This window comes from Dinoroseobacter sp. S375 (assembly GCF_049800775.1).
GTDB lineage: Bacteria > Pseudomonadota > Alphaproteobacteria > Rhodobacterales > Rhodobacteraceae > Dinoroseobacter.
The window spans coordinates 170,648-186,065 of record NZ_JBNAFR010000004.1 but is presented as its reverse complement, the minus strand read 5'-3'; the positions used below and the strand labels follow the sequence as shown (position 1 = coordinate 186,065).

Below are 15,418 nucleotides of genomic sequence, written 5' to 3'. Positions count from 1 at the left end.
GACTTTCCATCGGCCCAAGACCCCAGCCTGCGCGGCGGGGCTTCTGAAAACAGGATTGCTGCTGTCATGACCCAATTACCTACGTCCGCGCGCGTCGTCATTATCGGTGGGGGTGTCTCCGGGTGTTCGGTCGCCTACCACCTCGCAAAGCTTGGCTGGACCGATATCGTCCTGCTGGAGCGCAAGCAGCTGACCTGCGGCACCACATGGCATGCCGCGGGCCTGATCGGTCAGCTCCGTCCGAGCCAGAACCTGACCCGTCTGGCGAAATACTCCACCGAGCTCTATGGCCAGCTCGAGGCTGAGACCGGCGTGTCCACCGGCTTTCGCGAAACGGGCTCGATCACCGTGGCACTGACCGAGCACCGCAAGGAAGAGATCCTGCGTCAGGCCGGTCTGGCGCGGGTCTTTGGGGTCGAGGTCGAGGAGCTGTCCCCGACCGAAGTGCTCCAGAGGTATCCGCATCTGAACATCGATGGCGTGACCGCCGGCGTGTATCTGCCCCATGATGGCCAGTCCGACCCGAGCAACGTGGCCCTGTCCCTGGCCAAGGGCGCGCGGAACCGCGGCGCCAGGATCGTCGAGGGCGTCAAGGTCACCGAAGTCACCCAGGCGGGCGGCCGCGTCACGGGCGTCAGCTGGCAGCAGGGCGAAGAGCAGGGCCATATCGCCGCCGATATGGTGGTGAACTGCGCGGGCATGTGGGCGCGCGAGCTCGGCAAGATGTCCGGGGTGAACGTGCCGCTCCATGCCTGCGAGCATTTCTACATCGTCACCGAGGGCATTGACGGGCTCAAGCCGCAGCCGGTGCTGCGCGTGCCGGATGAATGCGCCTATTACAAGGAAGACGCGGGCAAGATCCTGCTCGGCGCGTTCGAGCCCAAGGCCAAGCCCTGGGGCATGAACGGGATCTCCGAGGATTTCTGTTTTGACCAGTTGCCCGAGGATTTCGACCATTTCGAGCCGATCCTCGAGGCGGCGGTGAACCGTCTGCCGATGCTGGCCGAGGCGGGGATCCATACCTTCTTCAACGGCCCCGAGAGCTTCACCCCCGACGACCGCTACTATCTCGGTGAGGCACCGGAGCTGGGCGGGTACTGGGTCGCGGCGGGGTATAACTCCATCGGGATCGTGTCGTCCGGGGGCGCAGGCATGGCGCTGGCCCAGTGGATGAATGATGGCGAGCCGCCCTTTGATCTCTGGGATGTGGATATTCGCCGGACCCAGCCCTTCCAGGGCAATCGCCACTACCTGCAGGAGCGGGTCTCGGAAAGCCTCGGCTGGCTCTTTGCCGACCATTACCCGTTCCGCCAGCCGGTAACCGCGCGCGGCATCCGGCGCTCGCCCCTGCATGAACACCTCAAGGCCAAGGGCGCTGTCTTCGGCGAGACCGCCGGCTGGGAGCGCGCGAACTGGTTCGCCAATGAGGGGCAGGAGCGCGACTACAAATACGACTGGGCCGGTCAGAACTGGTTCGAGAACCGCGCAGCCGAGCATATGGCGATCCGCGAGGGGGTGGGCATGCTCGACATGTCCTCCTTCGGCAAGATCCGGGTCGAGGGGCGCGATGCCTGTGCCTTCCTGCAGAAGATGTGCGGCGCGCAGATGGACGTGCCCGCAGGCAAGATCGTCTATACCCAGATGCTCAACCAGCGCGGCGGGATCGAGTGCGACCTGACCGTGACGCGCCTGTCCGAGACGGCCTATTTCCTCGTGGTGCCCGCCGCTACGGTGCAGCGCGATCTGGCCTGGCTGCGCCGTCATGTGGGCGACCAATTCGTGATCATCACCGATGTCACCACCTCCGAAGCGGTGCTGCCGCTCATGGGGCCGAAGGCCCGCGATGTGCTCATGGCCTGCTCGCCCAATGACTTCTCGAACGCGCACCACCCGTTCGGCATGGCGCGCGAGATCGAGATCGGAATGGGCATCGCAAGGGCGCACCGGGTGACCTATGTGGGCGAGCTCGGCTGGGAAATCTACATCTCCACCGATATGGCCGCCCATGTCTGGGAAACCCTCGTGGAGGCCGGGGCCGAGCACGGACTGAAGCTCTGCGGGCTTCATGCGATGGACACGTTGCGACTCGAAAAGGCGTTCCGCCATTACGGCCATGACATCACCGATGAGGATCACGTACTGGAGGCCGGGCTCGGCTTTGCGGTCAAGACCGACCTGCCGGGCAAGGAGGACTTCCTTGGGCGCGAGGCCGTGCTCCGCAAGCGCGAGACCGGACTCGAACGCCGCCTTATGCAGTTCAAGCTGGAGGATCCCAGCGCCCATCTGCACCACAACGAACCGCTGGTGCGGGACGGCAAGATCGTCGGCTTCCTGACCTCGGGCGGCTATGGCCATGCTCTGGGCGGGGCGATGGGGCTGGGCTATGTGCCCTGCGCCTATGAGCGCGAGCCTGCGGCCGAGATGAAAGCGGCGCGGTACGAGATCGAGATCGCCGGGCGGCGTTACGCGGCGCAGGCCAGCCTCGCGCCCATGTACGACCCGAAATCCGAGCGCACCAAGGCGTAAGCCGGGGCAGGGCCTTGCGCCCGCCATTGCACGGAACGAGGCCGGGTCGCCACCAGCGCCCGGCCTTTTTCTTGCGCTGCCTGAAGATCGCGAATACGCATTCACGATAATCCTTGAATACGCATTCAGCCTCGCCTAGGGTGACGCCACACGTTGCCATTGACCTGGGAGGAGTACATGCGCAAACGGACTTTCCTGAAAGCCGGGGTCGCTGCGTCGAGCCTGATGCTGGCCCCGCTGACCGCTGCGGCAGAGGACATGCCCTATAACCTGCTGGAGGGGAAACCCTTTGACGGCACCAAGCTGAACATCCTCAGCGTCGTGACCCCGCAATTCGACGGGCTGCGCCTGCGCGACGGGGAATTCACCGAGCTGACGGGCATCGAAACCGAGTGGACTTTCATTCCCTTCGGCTCGCTGCAAGAGAAGATCAACGCCGAGGGGATCGCCGCAAATGGCACCTTCGACGTGGTCAACTACCTCGACAGCTGGGGCCCGCCCAACGCCCATTGGCTGATGGCGATTGACGAGATGATGGCGCGCGACGGGATCTCGATGGATCGCTACCCGGCGGCCTTTGCCCGTTCGGCCCAGTTCGAGGGCCAGACCCTGGGCTTCCCGCTGCGGGCCCATCCGCAGCTGATGTTCTATCGCAAGGACCTGATCCCCGAGCCGCCCGAGAGCTGGGAAGACGTGGTGCGCATCGGCAAGGAGCTGAAAGAGAGCAACCCGGACATCGCGCCGCTTGCGCTTTACTACAACAATGACGGCAACCGTCAGAACCTGTTCATCTGGATCAACTTCCTCTGGGCGGCCGGGGCCGACATCTTCAACGAGGATGGCACGGCGGCCTGGGCGTCCGAAGCCGGTATCCAGGCGACGAAGGATTACATCGCGCTCCATACCGAGCACGAGGTGACCAATCCGAACTCGCTGGCCTTTGTCGAGCAGGATGCGCGCCAGTCCTTCATGCAGGGCAATTCCGCGATGATCCCGGTCTGGTGGTGGGCCTATTCGGGCTTCTACAACCCCGACAGCTCGACCCTGACCAAGGATCAGGTGGGGTTTGTCGGCATGCCCTCCTATCAGGGGCAAACCAAGACCTACGCGATCTCCATGCCCTTCTCGATCTCGCAATATTCCGAGAATCAGGGCGCGGCCTGGGAGTTCCTGAAATGGCTGTCGAACCCGGAGATGGACAAGGCCAACGCCACCGAGCGTGAGGTGGGTGGCAAGCCCATTGTCAACAATGTGGTGACCCATATCGCCTCGTTGCAGGACCCGGATGTGAATGCCGCGAATGACGGGATCCAGGCGGCGGCCTGGGAAAGCCTGAAGCAGTCCGACATCATGCCGCAAATCCCGGAATGGCCGGAAGTGGGCGATATTCTCTCGGCCGCGATTGCCGAAGCGGCCGCAGGCGGCGATGTCGCCGAACTAATGACCGCCGCGGCGGAGCGGTCCGACAAGGTGCTGCGCCGCGCAGGCCGCATCCAGTAACGCGCGACATGGATCGGGGCGCGCTGCGTGCCGCGCCCCGATCCAGACCCCATGTGACCCTGCTGCCCGAGGGCTCCGGATCTGACTGATGCGAGATAACACACTCAAATACCTGCTCGTTCTGCCGGCCATCATCGTGGTGTTCGCCACGGCGATCTGGCCGCTGCTCGAGAGCTTTCGGCTGTCCTTCACCGTGGGCCGCCTGAACCGCCCGGGCTCGCTGGAGCAATATCTGGGCTGGGAGAATTACAGCTGGGCCTTCCTCGAAGAGCCTGCCTTCTGGAACTCGGTGCAGGTCACCGCGATCTACACGGTGCTGACCGTGGCGCTGACCACGGTCCTTGCGCTCGGGCTCGCGATGTTGCTCGCGCCGGGGGGGCGGTTGCGCTCGGGGGTGCAGACCCTGCTGATCCTGCCCTTTGCCATGTCGCCCGCGCTGATCGGGGTGTCGTTCCGGTTCATGTTCAACCCGGAATTTGGCCTGTTCGATGCGTTTTTCGGGGTGATGATCCCGCCGCTGGCGGATGTCTCCTGGCTGGCCGATCCGGTACTGGCCTTTGCGGTCTGCGTGATGGCCGATGTCTGGGGCTGGATCCCGTTCCTGACGCTGGTTCTGATCGGCGGTCTGGCCAGCGTGCCGCAAGATACGATCGAGGCGGCGCAGGTGGACGGCGCCTCGGGCTGGCGGGTGTTTCGCGACGTGACCCTGCCGCAGCTCGCGCCGGTGCTCGCCGTGGTGGTGATCCTGAAATCGATCTTCAGCCTCAAGACCTTCGACCAGATCTTCATGCTGACCAATGGCGGGCCGGGCACGGCGACCCAGACCCTGTCCCATTACATCTACTTCAACGGCATGAAATACGGGCAGATCGGCTACGCCGCCTCGGTCGCCTGGCTGATGGTGATCCCGATGATCTTCCTCACCTATGCCTATGCCAAATACGTGTTCCAGAAGCGGTGAGCGCGATGACCGGGAAACAAAGAAAACAGATCGTCAACGGCATTCAGATCATCCTGATCCTGATGGCGACCTTCGTGATGCTGGTCCCGATCCTCTGGATCTTTCTGGCCGCCTTCAAAACCCATCTCGACGTGTTCCAGCTCAAGCTGTTCTTCACGCCTACGCTGGAGAATTTCGCCACAGTCTTCGAGCCGCCCTATGATCTGGGCGAGAAGCTCGTGAACTCGACGCTGGTGGCCTTTGTCACGGTCCTGTTCGCGATCCCGATTGCGACCATGGCGGCCTATTCGTTCAGCCGGTTCAGCCTGCGGGGCGAGACCACCATGCTGGTGATCATTCTGGCCACGCAATTTGTGCCGGCGGTGGTGATCATCCTGCCGTTTTTCGTGATGTTCCGGGATGTGGGGCTGCTGGACACGCGGGTCGGGCTGATCCTCGTGAACCTCGCCATCGTGATGCCCTTCGCGATCTGGATGATCAAAGGCTTCATCGACGGGATCCCCATGGACACCGAAGAGGCCGCCATGGTCGATGGCTCGTCCCGGGTGCAGGTGATGCGCAATATCGTGCTGCCCATGGCGGCGCCGGGGCTTCTGACGGCGGGGATCTTCTGTTTCATCATCGCGTGGAACGAGTTCCTGTTCGCGCTGATCCTGACCAACAAGGATGCGGTGACGCTGCCCATCGGGCTCGCGCTCTTCAAGGCGGAGGAGGGGGATCTGTGGAACCTCCTGAGCGCCGCCGGGATCATCATCATGCTGCCGATGTTCGTGCTGGCGCTGCTGATCCGGAAGTATTTCGTACAAGGCATGACCATGGGAGCGGTACGCTGATGGCTGAGGTGGTTCTCAAGGATTTGACCAAGCGCTGGGGCGACTTCATCGGGGTCGACAACCAGTCCCTGACCGTGGCCGACAAGGAGTTCCTCGTGTTGCTGGGGCCCTCGGGCTGCGGCAAGACCACGACCATGCGGATGATCGCGGGGCTTGAGGATCCGACCGATGGCGAGATCTGGATCGGCGACCGGATGGTCAATGACGACCTGCCCAAGGATCGCGACGTGGCCATGGTGTTCCAGAATTACGGCCTCTACCCGCATATGACGATCCACGACAATATCGCCTATCCGCTGAAGGTCCGGGGCACGCCCAAGGACGAGATCGGTCCCAAGGTCCGCCGCGCCGCCGAGCAGGTGGAGCTGACCGAGTTTCTCGACCGCAAGCCCAAGGCGCTCTCGGGCGGCCAAAGGCAGCGCGTGGCGCTCGCGCGGGCCATCGTGCGCACGCCCAAGGTCTTTTTGATGGATGAGCCGCTGTCGAATCTCGACGCCAAGCTGCGCGTGACCATGCGCGCCGAGCTCAAGCATCTGAGCCGCGAGCTCAAGATCACGACGGTCTATGTCACCCATGACCAGATCGAGGCGATGACGCTGGCGGACCGGGTGGCGGTGATGAAGCATGGCGTGATCCAGCAGCTCGGCACCCCGGACGAGATCTATAACGATCCGGCGAATATCTTTGTGGCGGGCTTCATCGGCTCGCCGGCGATGAACCTGATCAACGGCTCGATCTCGGACGGCATGTTTGTCACCACGGGCGGCACGCGCCTCGTTGCGGTCCCCGCCGCTGATCGGGCCAGCGTGATCCTTGGGGTGCGGGCCGATGACATGGCCGTGGCCGAGGAAGGGCAGGGCGAGATCGATGTGCGCATCTACGCCTTCGAGAATACGGGCGAGGCGACGCTTCTGACCGTGCAATGGGGCCAGCAACGGGTCATCGCCAAGGGCGACCGGCACCTGCGTAAGGAACAGGACGACATGGTCAGCATCTCGCTCAACCCCGACCACCTCTATCTTTTTGACCCCGAAACCGGAAACCGGATCAGGACTTAGACCCATGACCATCGAGTATCTCAAGCGCTCCAAGCCCGAGGCGGAGCGTGCCGAAGACGACGCCAAGGTCCGCAAGGTCGTCGAGACGACGCTGGCCGATATTCAGACCCGCGGTGACGCGGCCATTCGTGATCTCAGCCAGAAATTCGACGGCTATGCGCCCGAACGCTTTCGCTTGAACACCTCCGAGATCGAGGCCGCCATGCAAAAGGTCTCAACCCGGGATATGGAGGATATCCGTTTCGCGCAGGACCAGATCCGCGCCTTTGCCGAGGCGCAGCGGGCGTCGATGACGGATATCGAGGTCGAGACCCGGCCCGGGGTCATCCTCGGGCATCGCAACATCCCGGTGCAATCCGTGGGCTGCTATGTGCCCGGCGGCAAGTTTCCCATGGTCGCCTCGGCCCATATGTCCGTGCTGACGGCTGCGGTGGCGGGCGTGCCGCGGATCGTGGCCTCGGCCCCGCCGGTGGATGGCGCACCCCATCCGGCGATTGTCGCGGCGATGCATCTGGGCGGTGCCCATGAGATCTATGTGCTCGGCGGCATCCAGGCCGTGGGCGCCATGGCCATCGGGACCGAAACCATCGAGCCGGTGCATATGCTGGTGGGCCCGGGCAACGCCTTTGTCGCCGAGGCCAAGCGGCAGCTTTACGGCCGGGTGGGGATCGACCTCTTTGCCGGGCCGACCGAGACAATGGTCATTGCCGATGACACGGTGGATGCCGAGATGTGCGCCACGGATCTGCTGGGACAGGCCGAACATGGCTATAACTCACCCGCCTGCCTGATCACCAATTCGCGCAAGCTCGCCGAGGACACCCTGACCGAGATCGACCGGATCCTCGCGATCCTGCCCACCGCCGAGACCGCCGCCACAAGCTGGCGTGATTATGGCGATGTGATCCTCTGCGAGAGTTATGACGAGATGCTGCAGGTCGCCAATGACATGGCCTATGAGCATGTGCAGGTGATGACCGACCGGGATGACTGGTTCCTGGCCGAGATGCATTCCTATGGCGCGCTCTTCCTCGGGCCGCGCACCAATGTGGCCAATGGCGACAAGGTGATCGGCACGAACCACACCCTGCCCACCAAGAAGGCCGGGCGGTATACGGGCGGGCTCTGGGTCGGCAAGTTCCTCAAGACCCATTCCTACCAGAAGATCACCAGCGACGCGGCGGCAGCCGAGATCGGCGCCTATGGCTCGCGGCTCTGCATGCTCGAGGGCTTTGTCGGCCATGCCGAGCAGTGCAACGTTCGGGTCCGCCGCTATGGCGGGCGCAACGTGCCCTACGGGGAAGCGGCGGAGTAGGCCCCATGCCCGAGGCGCGGATCACGGCGGCGGATGTGGCACGGCGGGCGGGCGTAAGCCAGCCCACGGTCAGCCGTGTCTTTACGCCGGGCTCCCGCGTCTCGCCCGACAAGATCCAGCGCGTGCAGGAGGCCGCCCGCGAGCTGGGCTACCGGCCCAATACGCTCGCGCGCTCGCTCAATACCGGGCGCAGCTACACGATCGGAATCGTGCTCGCCTATCTCACCAATCCCTTCTACCCCGAAGCGCTGCAGATCCTGTCGGAACGCTTCAGCGCACGCGGCTACCACATGATGGTGATCTTCGCCCAGAACCTCGAGGAGGAGGTGGACGGTGTGGTCGAGAACCTGATGGCCCATCAGGTGGACGGCATCATCCTCGCCTCGGTCAGCATGTCGAACTCTCTGACCGAGCGGTTGCGCGACCTGAACATGCCCTTCGTGCTGTTCAACCGCGGGCAGGAGGATCGCACCCTGCCATCGGTGACGGCGGCGAATTACGCGGGCGGCTATCTGGCCGGGCAGTTCCTGGTGGCCGGCGGGCACAGGCGCATCGCCCACGTGGCGGGCTGGCGCAAATCACTGAACGGGCGGGACCGGCAGGCGGGCTTCGTGGCAGCCCTGGCCGAGGCCGGGCAGGCGCCCGTGGCCACCATCGACAGCCATTTCCGCCGCGAGGTGGCGGCGGAGGCAACGCGGAGCCTCTTTGCGCGGCCCGACCCGCCCGACGCGATTTTCGTGGGCAATGACCATATGGCCTTTGCCGTGCTCGAAACCCTGCGGACCGAGCTGGGCCGCGCGGTCCCCGAGGATGTCTCGGTGGTGGGCTATGACGATGTCGCCATGGCCGCCTGGCCGACCTATGACCTCACCACCATGCGCCAGCCCGCGCGGCGTATGGCGGACGAGACGGTCACGATGCTGCTCGGCATGATCGAGGATGGCGTGACCCCCATGGGGCGGCTCGAGATCGAGAGCCCGCTGATCCTGCGCGGCTCGGCCCGCATTCCCGAAAGCTGGCCCCGGACAGACCCGCCTTCGGACCAGAGCCCCGACATAGTCCCGACCCCAACCCCAGACCCGACCCGCGGTCAGACCTAAGGAGACCCCCCATGACATCGCCCGATCTGGAGCCCCGCATCGTGCGCTATGGCGAGCTTGTGCCCTGCAAGACCGCCTTTATCGACGCCCATACGCCGGGGTCCGACCAGAAGGAAAACTTCACCATCATCGGCGGCGGCGTGTCGGAAAGCCCGGACCAGCATGTTCATCTGCGCGACGCGATCGGCTTCAATATCGGGGCTGCGGGGCAGCCGCCGAAATGCCGCAACTCGCTGCATGACCACAACACCGCCGAGGTCTTCTTCGTGCTCAAGGGGCGCTGGCGGTTCTTCTGGGGGCGACATGGCGATGCGGGTGAGGTCGTGCTGGAGGAGGGGGATATCTTCAACATCCCCACGGGGATCTTTCGCGGGTTCGAGAATATCGGGCTCGATTACGGGATGATCATGGCCGTGCTCGGGGGCGATGATGCAGGGGGCGGCGTGCATTGGGCCCCGCAGGTCGTCGAGGATGCCGGCTCCCACGGGCTGGTTCTGGGCGACAATGGCAAGCTCTATGACAGCGCCAAGGGCGAGCGTCTGCCCGAGGGGGTCACGCCAATGCCGCTTATGCCCGCCGACGAGCTCGCCAAGCGCGGCGAGCCCAGCACGGCGGATGTGGTGCCCCATTACGTGGCCCGCTACTGGGATCTGATGGCGCTCGCGGACAGGGCGCCGGTGAGCGTGATTGGTGCCGAGGCAGTGATCCGGGACCGGCCCGGTTTCGAGGTCGAGTTCCTGACCCGGGGCTCTGCCACATCGGATGAGCACGCCAGCGACATGCCCGAGGTTCTGATGCCCGTGCGCGGGCATTGGCGGCTCGGCTGGGCCGGTGGAGAGACCGTGCTCAACCCGGGTGATACCTGTCTGATCCCGGCCGGACTGTCCCATACGCTGTCCCCGGCCATGACGGGTGAGGTCAGCCTCTACCGCGTGCGCCGCACCAGTGATCCGGCGGGCAAGACCCTGCCGCTGGCCGGATGAGGGAGCCTCTCGTCCTTCTGCCGGGGATGATGTGCGATGCGCGGCTCTTTGCGCCGCAGATCGCGGATCTGTCCCATGCGCGACCCATTCTCGTAGCCCCCCTGATCGGGGCCGACAGCATGGCGGCGCTAGCGGCGTCGGTGCTGAAGATCGCGCCACCGCGGTTTGCGCTGGCCGGGCTCTCCATGGGGGGGATCGTCGCGATGGAGGTGATCCGGCAGGCCCCCGAGCGGGTCACGCGGCTCGCACTGCTCGACACGAACCCCAAGGCGGATCCGCCCGGCAAGGCACCCGATCGCGCGGCGCAGGTCGCGCGCGTGCTGGATGGCGGGCTCGCGCAGGTGATGCGCGAGGAGGTGATGCCCTATTACATCGCCTCCGACGATCCGGCGAATCCGATCCTCGATCTGTGCCAGGTCATGGCCGAGGATCTCGGCCCGCAGGTCTTTGCCGCGCAGTCGCATGCGGTCCAGACCCGGCCCGACCAGCAAGAGAGCCTTGGCCGCGTGCAAGTGCCGACGCTCGTGCTCTGCGGGGCCGAGGACCGGATGTGCCCGCCCGCGCGCCACGAGTTGATGCGGGATCTGATCCCCGGCGCGCGGCTGGCGCAGATCCCGAGGGCCGGGCATCTGCCGACGCTGGAGACCCCAGAGGCCGTAACCAGGGAGCTTGCCCAATGGCTGAACGTATGATCGATCCGTCCCTTCTGGCGCTGTTGCGCACCGTGGACACGCCGACCGTCTGCAACGCGATCGAGGTCGCCCAGGGACAGCGCGGGTTCGACCGCTATACCCGCGGCACGATGCAGCATTCGCGTCCCGGGGATCCGGCGATTGTCGGGTTTGCGCGCACGGCCAGGATCTCGGGACTGGCACCGCCGACCGAGCCGCCCGAGGTTATTCGGGCGCGGCGGATGGAGTACTTCCGCTCCATGGCTGCGGGGCCGTCGCCCAGTGCCGCGGTGATCGAGGATGTGGATGCGCCCGATTGCGTGGCCGGCTGGTGGGGCGAGGTTCATGTGGCGGTCCATAAGGGGCTCGGGCTCGCAGGGGCGGTCACCAATGGGGTGATGCGCGATCTCGATGTGATGGATGAGGGGTTTCCCGTGCTCGCCGGCAGCATCGGGGTCAGCCATGCCTTCGTGCGTGTGACCGAGATCGGGACCCCGGTGACGGTGCATGGCCTCCGCGTGGCCCAAGGCGAGTTGATCCATGCAGATCGCCACGGGGCGCTGGTCATCCCGACCGAGGTGTTCGACACGCTCGAGGCCGCGATCCAGACCGTGATGGCGAGCGAGGCGATCGTGTTGGGTCCCGCACGCGCGCCGGGGTTTGACATCGCCAAGCTGGAAGAGGTCTGGGCGGCTTTCGAAGCCGCACGTACCTGAGCCCGGGCACCCGCGATCCGTGGCTCTGTCCGGTCCCCGGACAGAGCGGACCCGCGTCGCCCCGGCCGGGGGCGGAGAAGAGAGAGCCGGCCCTGACGCCGACACGCAGCGACCGCCTTGGCGGGCGCTGCCACGCCTCGCCCTAGCTGAACAAGACGGTCTTGCCCGACAGGCCCACAGACAGGGTCAGCGACCCTTCATTGATCAGCCATTTGCGCAGCACGTAGCTGCGCGCGCCGCATTTATGCATCGGATCGGCCTCGGCCAGGGCATGCGCCTCTTCAAAGGATGCGGCACGATAGACGATCATGCCGATCCCCTCCATCAACGCCCCGGTTTCATCCGACATCGGTCCGGCAAAGGCGAGCGCGCCGCGCGCCTCCAGCTCGGCCTGGTAGGCCAGATGGTCGGGCAGGGCGGCCTTCACCGCCTCGGGGGCACCGCTGGGTGTGGACTGGGCCACGTACAACTCCAGCGCGAGCGCACCCCGTGCCTTGGCCTCGGCCTTGTAGCTCTCCCATGGCGGCATCAGACCCCTCCCTCTTTCCGTGATTTAAAAATATCGATTTTATTTGACTTGAGGTTTTTTTATCGCCAAAAATGCCCGCAAGCAAGAGGGAGGCTCGGATGCGATTTCTAGTTGGGCGCGTCGAAGGCGCACAAAGCGTATTTGCCGTCAGCGGCGATCAGGCGATCAATCTGAGCGCGGCCGTGCCGGGCATCGGGACGGACCTGTCCGCCTTGATTGAGGACGCGGATCTGCGCGCGGCGGCCGAGGCAGCCCTGGCCGCGGCCGGGCCCTCGGTGCCGGTGTCCGACATCGCGCCGGCACTGCCCGTCACAGCACCGCCGACGATCATCTGCCTTGGCCTGAACTACGTGGAGCATATCAAGGAGGGCGGCTACGACATCCCCGATTATCCCGCGCTCTTCATGCGGGGACGCAAGTCGATCATGGCCGCAGGCGCGCCCATGGTGCGGCCCAGCTGTTCGGAGCAGCTTGACTACGAGGCCGAGCTGATGGTGGTGATCGGCAAGGAGGGGCGTCACATTTCCGAGGCCGACGCCCTGTCGCATGTCTTTGGCTATACGGTCTTCAATGACGGGTCGGTGCGGGATTATCAGCGCAAGACCCATCAATGGACGCCGGGCAAGAATTTTGACGCGACCGGCGCGATCGGTCCTGTCGTGGTCACGCCCGACGAGCTCCCCGAGGGGGCCACGGGGCTCAAGATCGAGAGCCGTGTGGGCGACGAGATCCTGCAATCCTCGAACACCTCCAACATGCTCTGGGGGGCGGCCAAGGCGATCTCGATTATCTCGGGCTACACGACCCTGATGCCCGGCGATCACATCGCCCTCGGCACCCCGCCCGGTGTGGGCCACGCCAAGAAGCCCAACCCGCGCTGGCTGCGCCCGGGTGAAACCGTCGAAATCGAGATCGAAGGCATCGGCATCTGCGCCAGCCCGATCCTCGATGAGGCGGATCTGTCCCAGAAGACGGCGGCCGAATGATGGGGGAGGGCGATCAATCCCTCGACGCGCTGCGGGCGCAGGCGCAGGAGGCCGTGCGGTCCCTGCGCGCGCGCAAACCACGGCTCGATGATGACGCGATCGACCTGATTCTGCGCGACGCGCGCTCGCATTACGCCTGGACCGACAAGCCGGTCAGCGAAGAGATGCTGCGTACGCTCTACGAGATCACGATCAACGGCCCGACCAGCATGAACACCTGCCCGGCACGGTTCATTTTCGTGACGACCGATGCGGCGAAGACCCGGCTGGCCAAGTCGCTCAAGCCCAAGAATGTCGAGAAGATGCGCGCGGCTCCGGTCACGGCGATCATCGCCTGGGATCCGGATTACTGGCGCAAGCTCGACTTTCTGTTCCCTCACGAAGATCGCAAGCCGCTCTTTGATGGCAAGCCGGACTATGCCCATGACACGGCCTATCGCAATTCCACCCTGCAGGGCGCGTATTTCATGATCGCGGCCCGGGCCATGGGGCTGGATGTGGGGGCGATGTCGGGCTTCTCGAATGCCATCGTGGATGAGGAGTTCTTTGCCGAGAACGGTTGGAAGTCCAATTTCCTGTGCAATATCGGCTATGCGGATGAAACCGCCCTGTTCCAGAAACTGCCGCGCTTTGGCTTTGACGATATCTGCGAGATCATCTGAGCGATGGCGCTGCGTCCGAAACCCACGGTCACGCTCAAGGCCGATGCGCAGTGCCCCAGCCACTCACGGGCGGATGTCACCATCCGCGATCTGGCCTTCGCGATCGACGAGCCGACCGAGCGGGGCGGGACCAATGCAGGGCCCACGCCCACGGACACGGCCCTTGGCGCGCTGATCGGCTGTACCAATGTGATCGGGCACAAATGCGCGACACGGCTCGGGGTGGATATCGGCCATCTGGCCATCAGCGTCACCTGCCGCTTTGACCGCCGGGGCGTGACGCTCGCCGAAGAGATCGATGTGCCTTTCGAGGCCATCACCCAGACCGTCCTCAGCGATGGCACTGCAACGGACCAAGAATTGCAGACCGTCGCCCGCGAGGTCGAGAAATTTTGTCCCCTCGCCAAGCTGTTTGCCGGGGCGGGAACAGAACTGACAACGATTTGGAGGAAGGCCTGACCAAAGGGCCATCAAGGGAGGATACCATGTTCAGCAAACTGACACGCCGCGCCACGTTGGCGGCACTTCTGATCGGGGCCACCGCGCTTCCGACCATGGCACAGGAAAAGATCCGCGTGAGCGTGATCGACGGCTACCCGGCCCGTGCGCTCTGGGTGAAGGAGTTCACCAACTTCTTCATCCCCGAGGTCGACAAGCGCCTCGCCATGTCCGGCAATTACGAGATGGACTGGATGGAGAGCTATGGCGGCACCATCGTCAAGCCGAAGGGCGTGCTCGAAGGCGTGAAGCTGGGCCTGGGCGATATCGGCATCGTCACCACCATCTTCCACAGCTCGAAACTGCCGAGCCAGGGGCTCGCGGCGGTCACGCCCTTCGTGTCCTCCGATGCGCGTGCCGTGGCCAAGGCGGTGGATGAGATCGCCAAGGAATATCCGGCGATGCAGGCCGAGTTCGACGCGCAGAACCAGGTCTATCTGGCCACGGGCGTGGTGCTCGACACCTATCAGGTCTTCTCGCGCGAGCCGGTGAATGCGCTGTCGGATCTCGAAGGGACCAAGGTCGCCGGCGCGGGGATGAACCTGCGCTATCTGGAGGGGATCGAGAATGCCGCCGGCGTGCGGGGCGGTCTGACCGATTTCTACAACATGGTGCAGACCGGTCTGGCCGACAGCGCGATGCTCTGGCCCGAGGCCGCCGCGACCTTCAAGATCGCCGAGGTGGCGCCCTATATGCTCAAGGCCGATCTGGGCGCGGTGAACTCCAAGACGATCACCGTGAACAAGGATTACTGGGAGAAGCTCCCGGATGAGGTCAAGGAGGTCCTGCAGGAGGTCGCCGTGGCCTATCGCGACCATGTGGCAGGCATCGCCATGGACCGCGCGCAGGCCAGCCGCGACGCCTATGTCGCCGCAGGGGGCACCATCGTCGAGATGGACCCGGAGCAGCGCGCCGCCTGGGCCAACGCCATGCCGAATATCGCGGCCGAATGGGCGGCGAGCCTCGACGCGGCCGGGCAGCCGGGCACGCAGATGCTCAACACCTACATGGGCAAGTTGCAGGCGGCGGGCTTCACCCCGGTGCGCGACTGGTCCGATGACGACGCCGTCAACTGAGCTC

15 protein-coding genes are annotated in these 15,418 nt (G+C 64.8%); 14 read left to right on the top strand and 1 reads right to left on the bottom strand.

The features are described from left to right. Window positions 1–66 precede the first annotated feature (66 nt). From ACP150_RS11430 to ACP150_RS11385, 10 genes are all read left to right on the top strand, one after another. Window positions 67–2,526, top strand: coding sequence for a GcvT family protein (locus ACP150_RS11430; protein WP_424966764.1), 2,460 nt, complete (start codon window positions 67–69; stop codon window positions 2,524–2,526). Between the two features lie 177 nt (window positions 2,527–2,703). Next, complete coding sequence (locus ACP150_RS11425) at window positions 2,704–4,026, top strand: ABC transporter substrate-binding protein (protein ID WP_424966763.1); 1,323 nt, start codon at window positions 2,704–2,706, stop codon at window positions 4,024–4,026. 88 nt (window positions 4,027–4,114) lie between these two features. Then, window positions 4,115–4,987 (top strand): carbohydrate ABC transporter permease, encoded by an 873-nt coding sequence (locus ACP150_RS11420; RefSeq protein ID WP_424966762.1) that lies wholly within the window; start codon window positions 4,115–4,117, stop codon window positions 4,985–4,987. A 5-nt stretch (window positions 4,988–4,992) separates the two neighbouring features. Then, window positions 4,993–5,820: a carbohydrate ABC transporter permease gene (locus ACP150_RS11415; protein ID WP_424966761.1), complete on the top strand. Its 828-nt coding sequence runs from the start codon at window positions 4,993–4,995 to the stop codon at window positions 5,818–5,820. Beyond that, window positions 5,820–6,878: an ABC transporter ATP-binding protein gene (locus tag ACP150_RS11410; protein WP_424966760.1), complete on the top strand. Its 1,059-nt coding sequence runs from the start codon at window positions 5,820–5,822 to the stop codon at window positions 6,876–6,878. The genes ACP150_RS11415 and ACP150_RS11410 overlap by 1 nt, the downstream gene beginning before the upstream one ends. Before the next feature lie 4 nt (window positions 6,879–6,882). Then, entirely contained in the window at window positions 6,883–8,193 is a 1,311-nt protein-coding gene (gene hisD, locus ACP150_RS11405) for a histidinol dehydrogenase (RefSeq protein WP_424966759.1), read from the top strand. Between the two features lie 5 nt (window positions 8,194–8,198). Beyond that, a complete protein-coding gene (locus ACP150_RS11400) occupies window positions 8,199–9,293 on the top strand; it encodes a LacI family DNA-binding transcriptional regulator (protein ID WP_424966758.1) in 1,095 nt (364 codons plus the stop codon). An 11-nt stretch (window positions 9,294–9,304) separates the two neighbouring features. Continuing rightward, entirely contained in the window at window positions 9,305–10,276 is a 972-nt protein-coding gene (locus tag ACP150_RS11395) for a cupin (RefSeq protein ID WP_424966757.1), read from the top strand. Further along, the gene (locus tag ACP150_RS11390; protein WP_424966756.1) at window positions 10,273–10,968 is read left to right on the top strand and encodes an alpha/beta fold hydrolase; all 696 of its coding nucleotides are present in this window, start codon (window positions 10,273–10,275) and stop codon (window positions 10,966–10,968) included. Before ACP150_RS11395 ends, ACP150_RS11390 begins: the two co-directional genes overlap by 4 nt. Beyond that, window positions 10,953–11,663: an RraA family protein gene (locus ACP150_RS11385; RefSeq protein ID WP_424966755.1), complete on the top strand. Its 711-nt coding sequence runs from the start codon at window positions 10,953–10,955 to the stop codon at window positions 11,661–11,663. Before ACP150_RS11390 ends, ACP150_RS11385 begins: the two co-directional genes overlap by 16 nt. Window positions 11,664–11,805: 142 nt before the next feature. On the opposite strand, the gene ACP150_RS11380 is transcribed toward ACP150_RS11385, so the two are convergent. After that, complete coding sequence (locus ACP150_RS11380; RefSeq protein WP_424966754.1) at window positions 11,806–12,192, bottom strand: YciI family protein; 387 nt, start codon at window positions 12,190–12,192, stop codon at window positions 11,806–11,808. Window positions 12,193–12,290: 98 nt separating this feature from the next. On the opposite strand from ACP150_RS11380, the gene ACP150_RS11375 reads away from it, so the two are divergent. Genes ACP150_RS11375 through ACP150_RS11360 form a run of 4 tightly spaced genes read left to right on the top strand, consistent with a single transcriptional unit; the run spans window position 12,291 to window position 15,414 of the window. Further along, entirely contained in the window at window positions 12,291–13,178 is an 888-nt protein-coding gene (locus ACP150_RS11375) for a fumarylacetoacetate hydrolase family protein (protein WP_424966753.1), read from the top strand. Beyond that, entirely contained in the window at window positions 13,175–13,840 is a 666-nt protein-coding gene (locus ACP150_RS11370) for a malonic semialdehyde reductase (RefSeq protein WP_424966752.1), read from the top strand. Before ACP150_RS11375 ends, ACP150_RS11370 begins: the two co-directional genes overlap by 4 nt. Window positions 13,841–13,843: 3 nt before the next feature. Then, the gene (locus ACP150_RS11365; protein ID WP_424966750.1) at window positions 13,844–14,299 is read left to right on the top strand and encodes an OsmC family protein; all 456 of its coding nucleotides are present in this window, start codon (window positions 13,844–13,846) and stop codon (window positions 14,297–14,299) included. A gap of 26 nt (window positions 14,300–14,325) precedes the next feature. Next, window positions 14,326–15,414, top strand: a complete 1,089-nt coding sequence (locus ACP150_RS11360) for a C4-dicarboxylate TRAP transporter substrate-binding protein (RefSeq protein WP_424966749.1) — start codon at window positions 14,326–14,328, stop codon at window positions 15,412–15,414. Window positions 15,415–15,418: the final 4 nt, after the last annotated feature.

What these genes read in the sequence shown, in the direction of transcription:
- ACP150_RS11430 (WP_424966764.1), top strand. Translation starts at nt 67, where the DNA reads ATGACCCAATTACCTACGTCCGCGCGCGTCGTCATTATCGGTGGGGGT.
- ACP150_RS11425 (WP_424966763.1), top strand. Translation starts at nt 2,704, where the DNA reads ATGCGCAAACGGACTTTCCTGAAAGCCGGGGTCGCTGCGTCGAGCCTG.
- ACP150_RS11420 (WP_424966762.1), top strand. Translation starts at nt 4,115, where the DNA reads ATGCGAGATAACACACTCAAATACCTGCTCGTTCTGCCGGCCATCATC.
- ACP150_RS11415 (WP_424966761.1), top strand. Translation starts at nt 4,993, where the DNA reads ATGACCGGGAAACAAAGAAAACAGATCGTCAACGGCATTCAGATCATC.
- ACP150_RS11410 (WP_424966760.1), top strand. Translation starts at nt 5,820, where the DNA reads ATGGCTGAGGTGGTTCTCAAGGATTTGACCAAGCGCTGGGGCGACTTC.
- hisD (WP_424966759.1), top strand. Translation starts at nt 6,883, where the DNA reads ATGACCATCGAGTATCTCAAGCGCTCCAAGCCCGAGGCGGAGCGTGCC.
- ACP150_RS11400 (WP_424966758.1), top strand. Translation starts at nt 8,199, where the DNA reads ATGCCCGAGGCGCGGATCACGGCGGCGGATGTGGCACGGCGGGCGGGC.
- ACP150_RS11395 (WP_424966757.1), top strand. Translation starts at nt 9,305, where the DNA reads ATGACATCGCCCGATCTGGAGCCCCGCATCGTGCGCTATGGCGAGCTT.
- ACP150_RS11390 (WP_424966756.1), top strand. Translation starts at nt 10,273, where the DNA reads ATGAGGGAGCCTCTCGTCCTTCTGCCGGGGATGATGTGCGATGCGCGG.
- ACP150_RS11385 (WP_424966755.1), top strand. Translation starts at nt 10,953, where the DNA reads ATGGCTGAACGTATGATCGATCCGTCCCTTCTGGCGCTGTTGCGCACC.
- ACP150_RS11380 (WP_424966754.1), bottom strand. Translation starts at nt 12,192, where the DNA reads ATGCCGCCATGGGAGAGCTACAAGGCCGAGGCCAAGGCACGGGGTGCG.
- ACP150_RS11375 (WP_424966753.1), top strand. Translation starts at nt 12,291, where the DNA reads ATGCGATTTCTAGTTGGGCGCGTCGAAGGCGCACAAAGCGTATTTGCC.
- ACP150_RS11370 (WP_424966752.1), top strand. Translation starts at nt 13,175, where the DNA reads ATGATGGGGGAGGGCGATCAATCCCTCGACGCGCTGCGGGCGCAGGCG.
- ACP150_RS11365 (WP_424966750.1), top strand. Translation starts at nt 13,844, where the DNA reads ATGGCGCTGCGTCCGAAACCCACGGTCACGCTCAAGGCCGATGCGCAG.
- ACP150_RS11360 (WP_424966749.1), top strand. Translation starts at nt 14,326, where the DNA reads ATGTTCAGCAAACTGACACGCCGCGCCACGTTGGCGGCACTTCTGATC.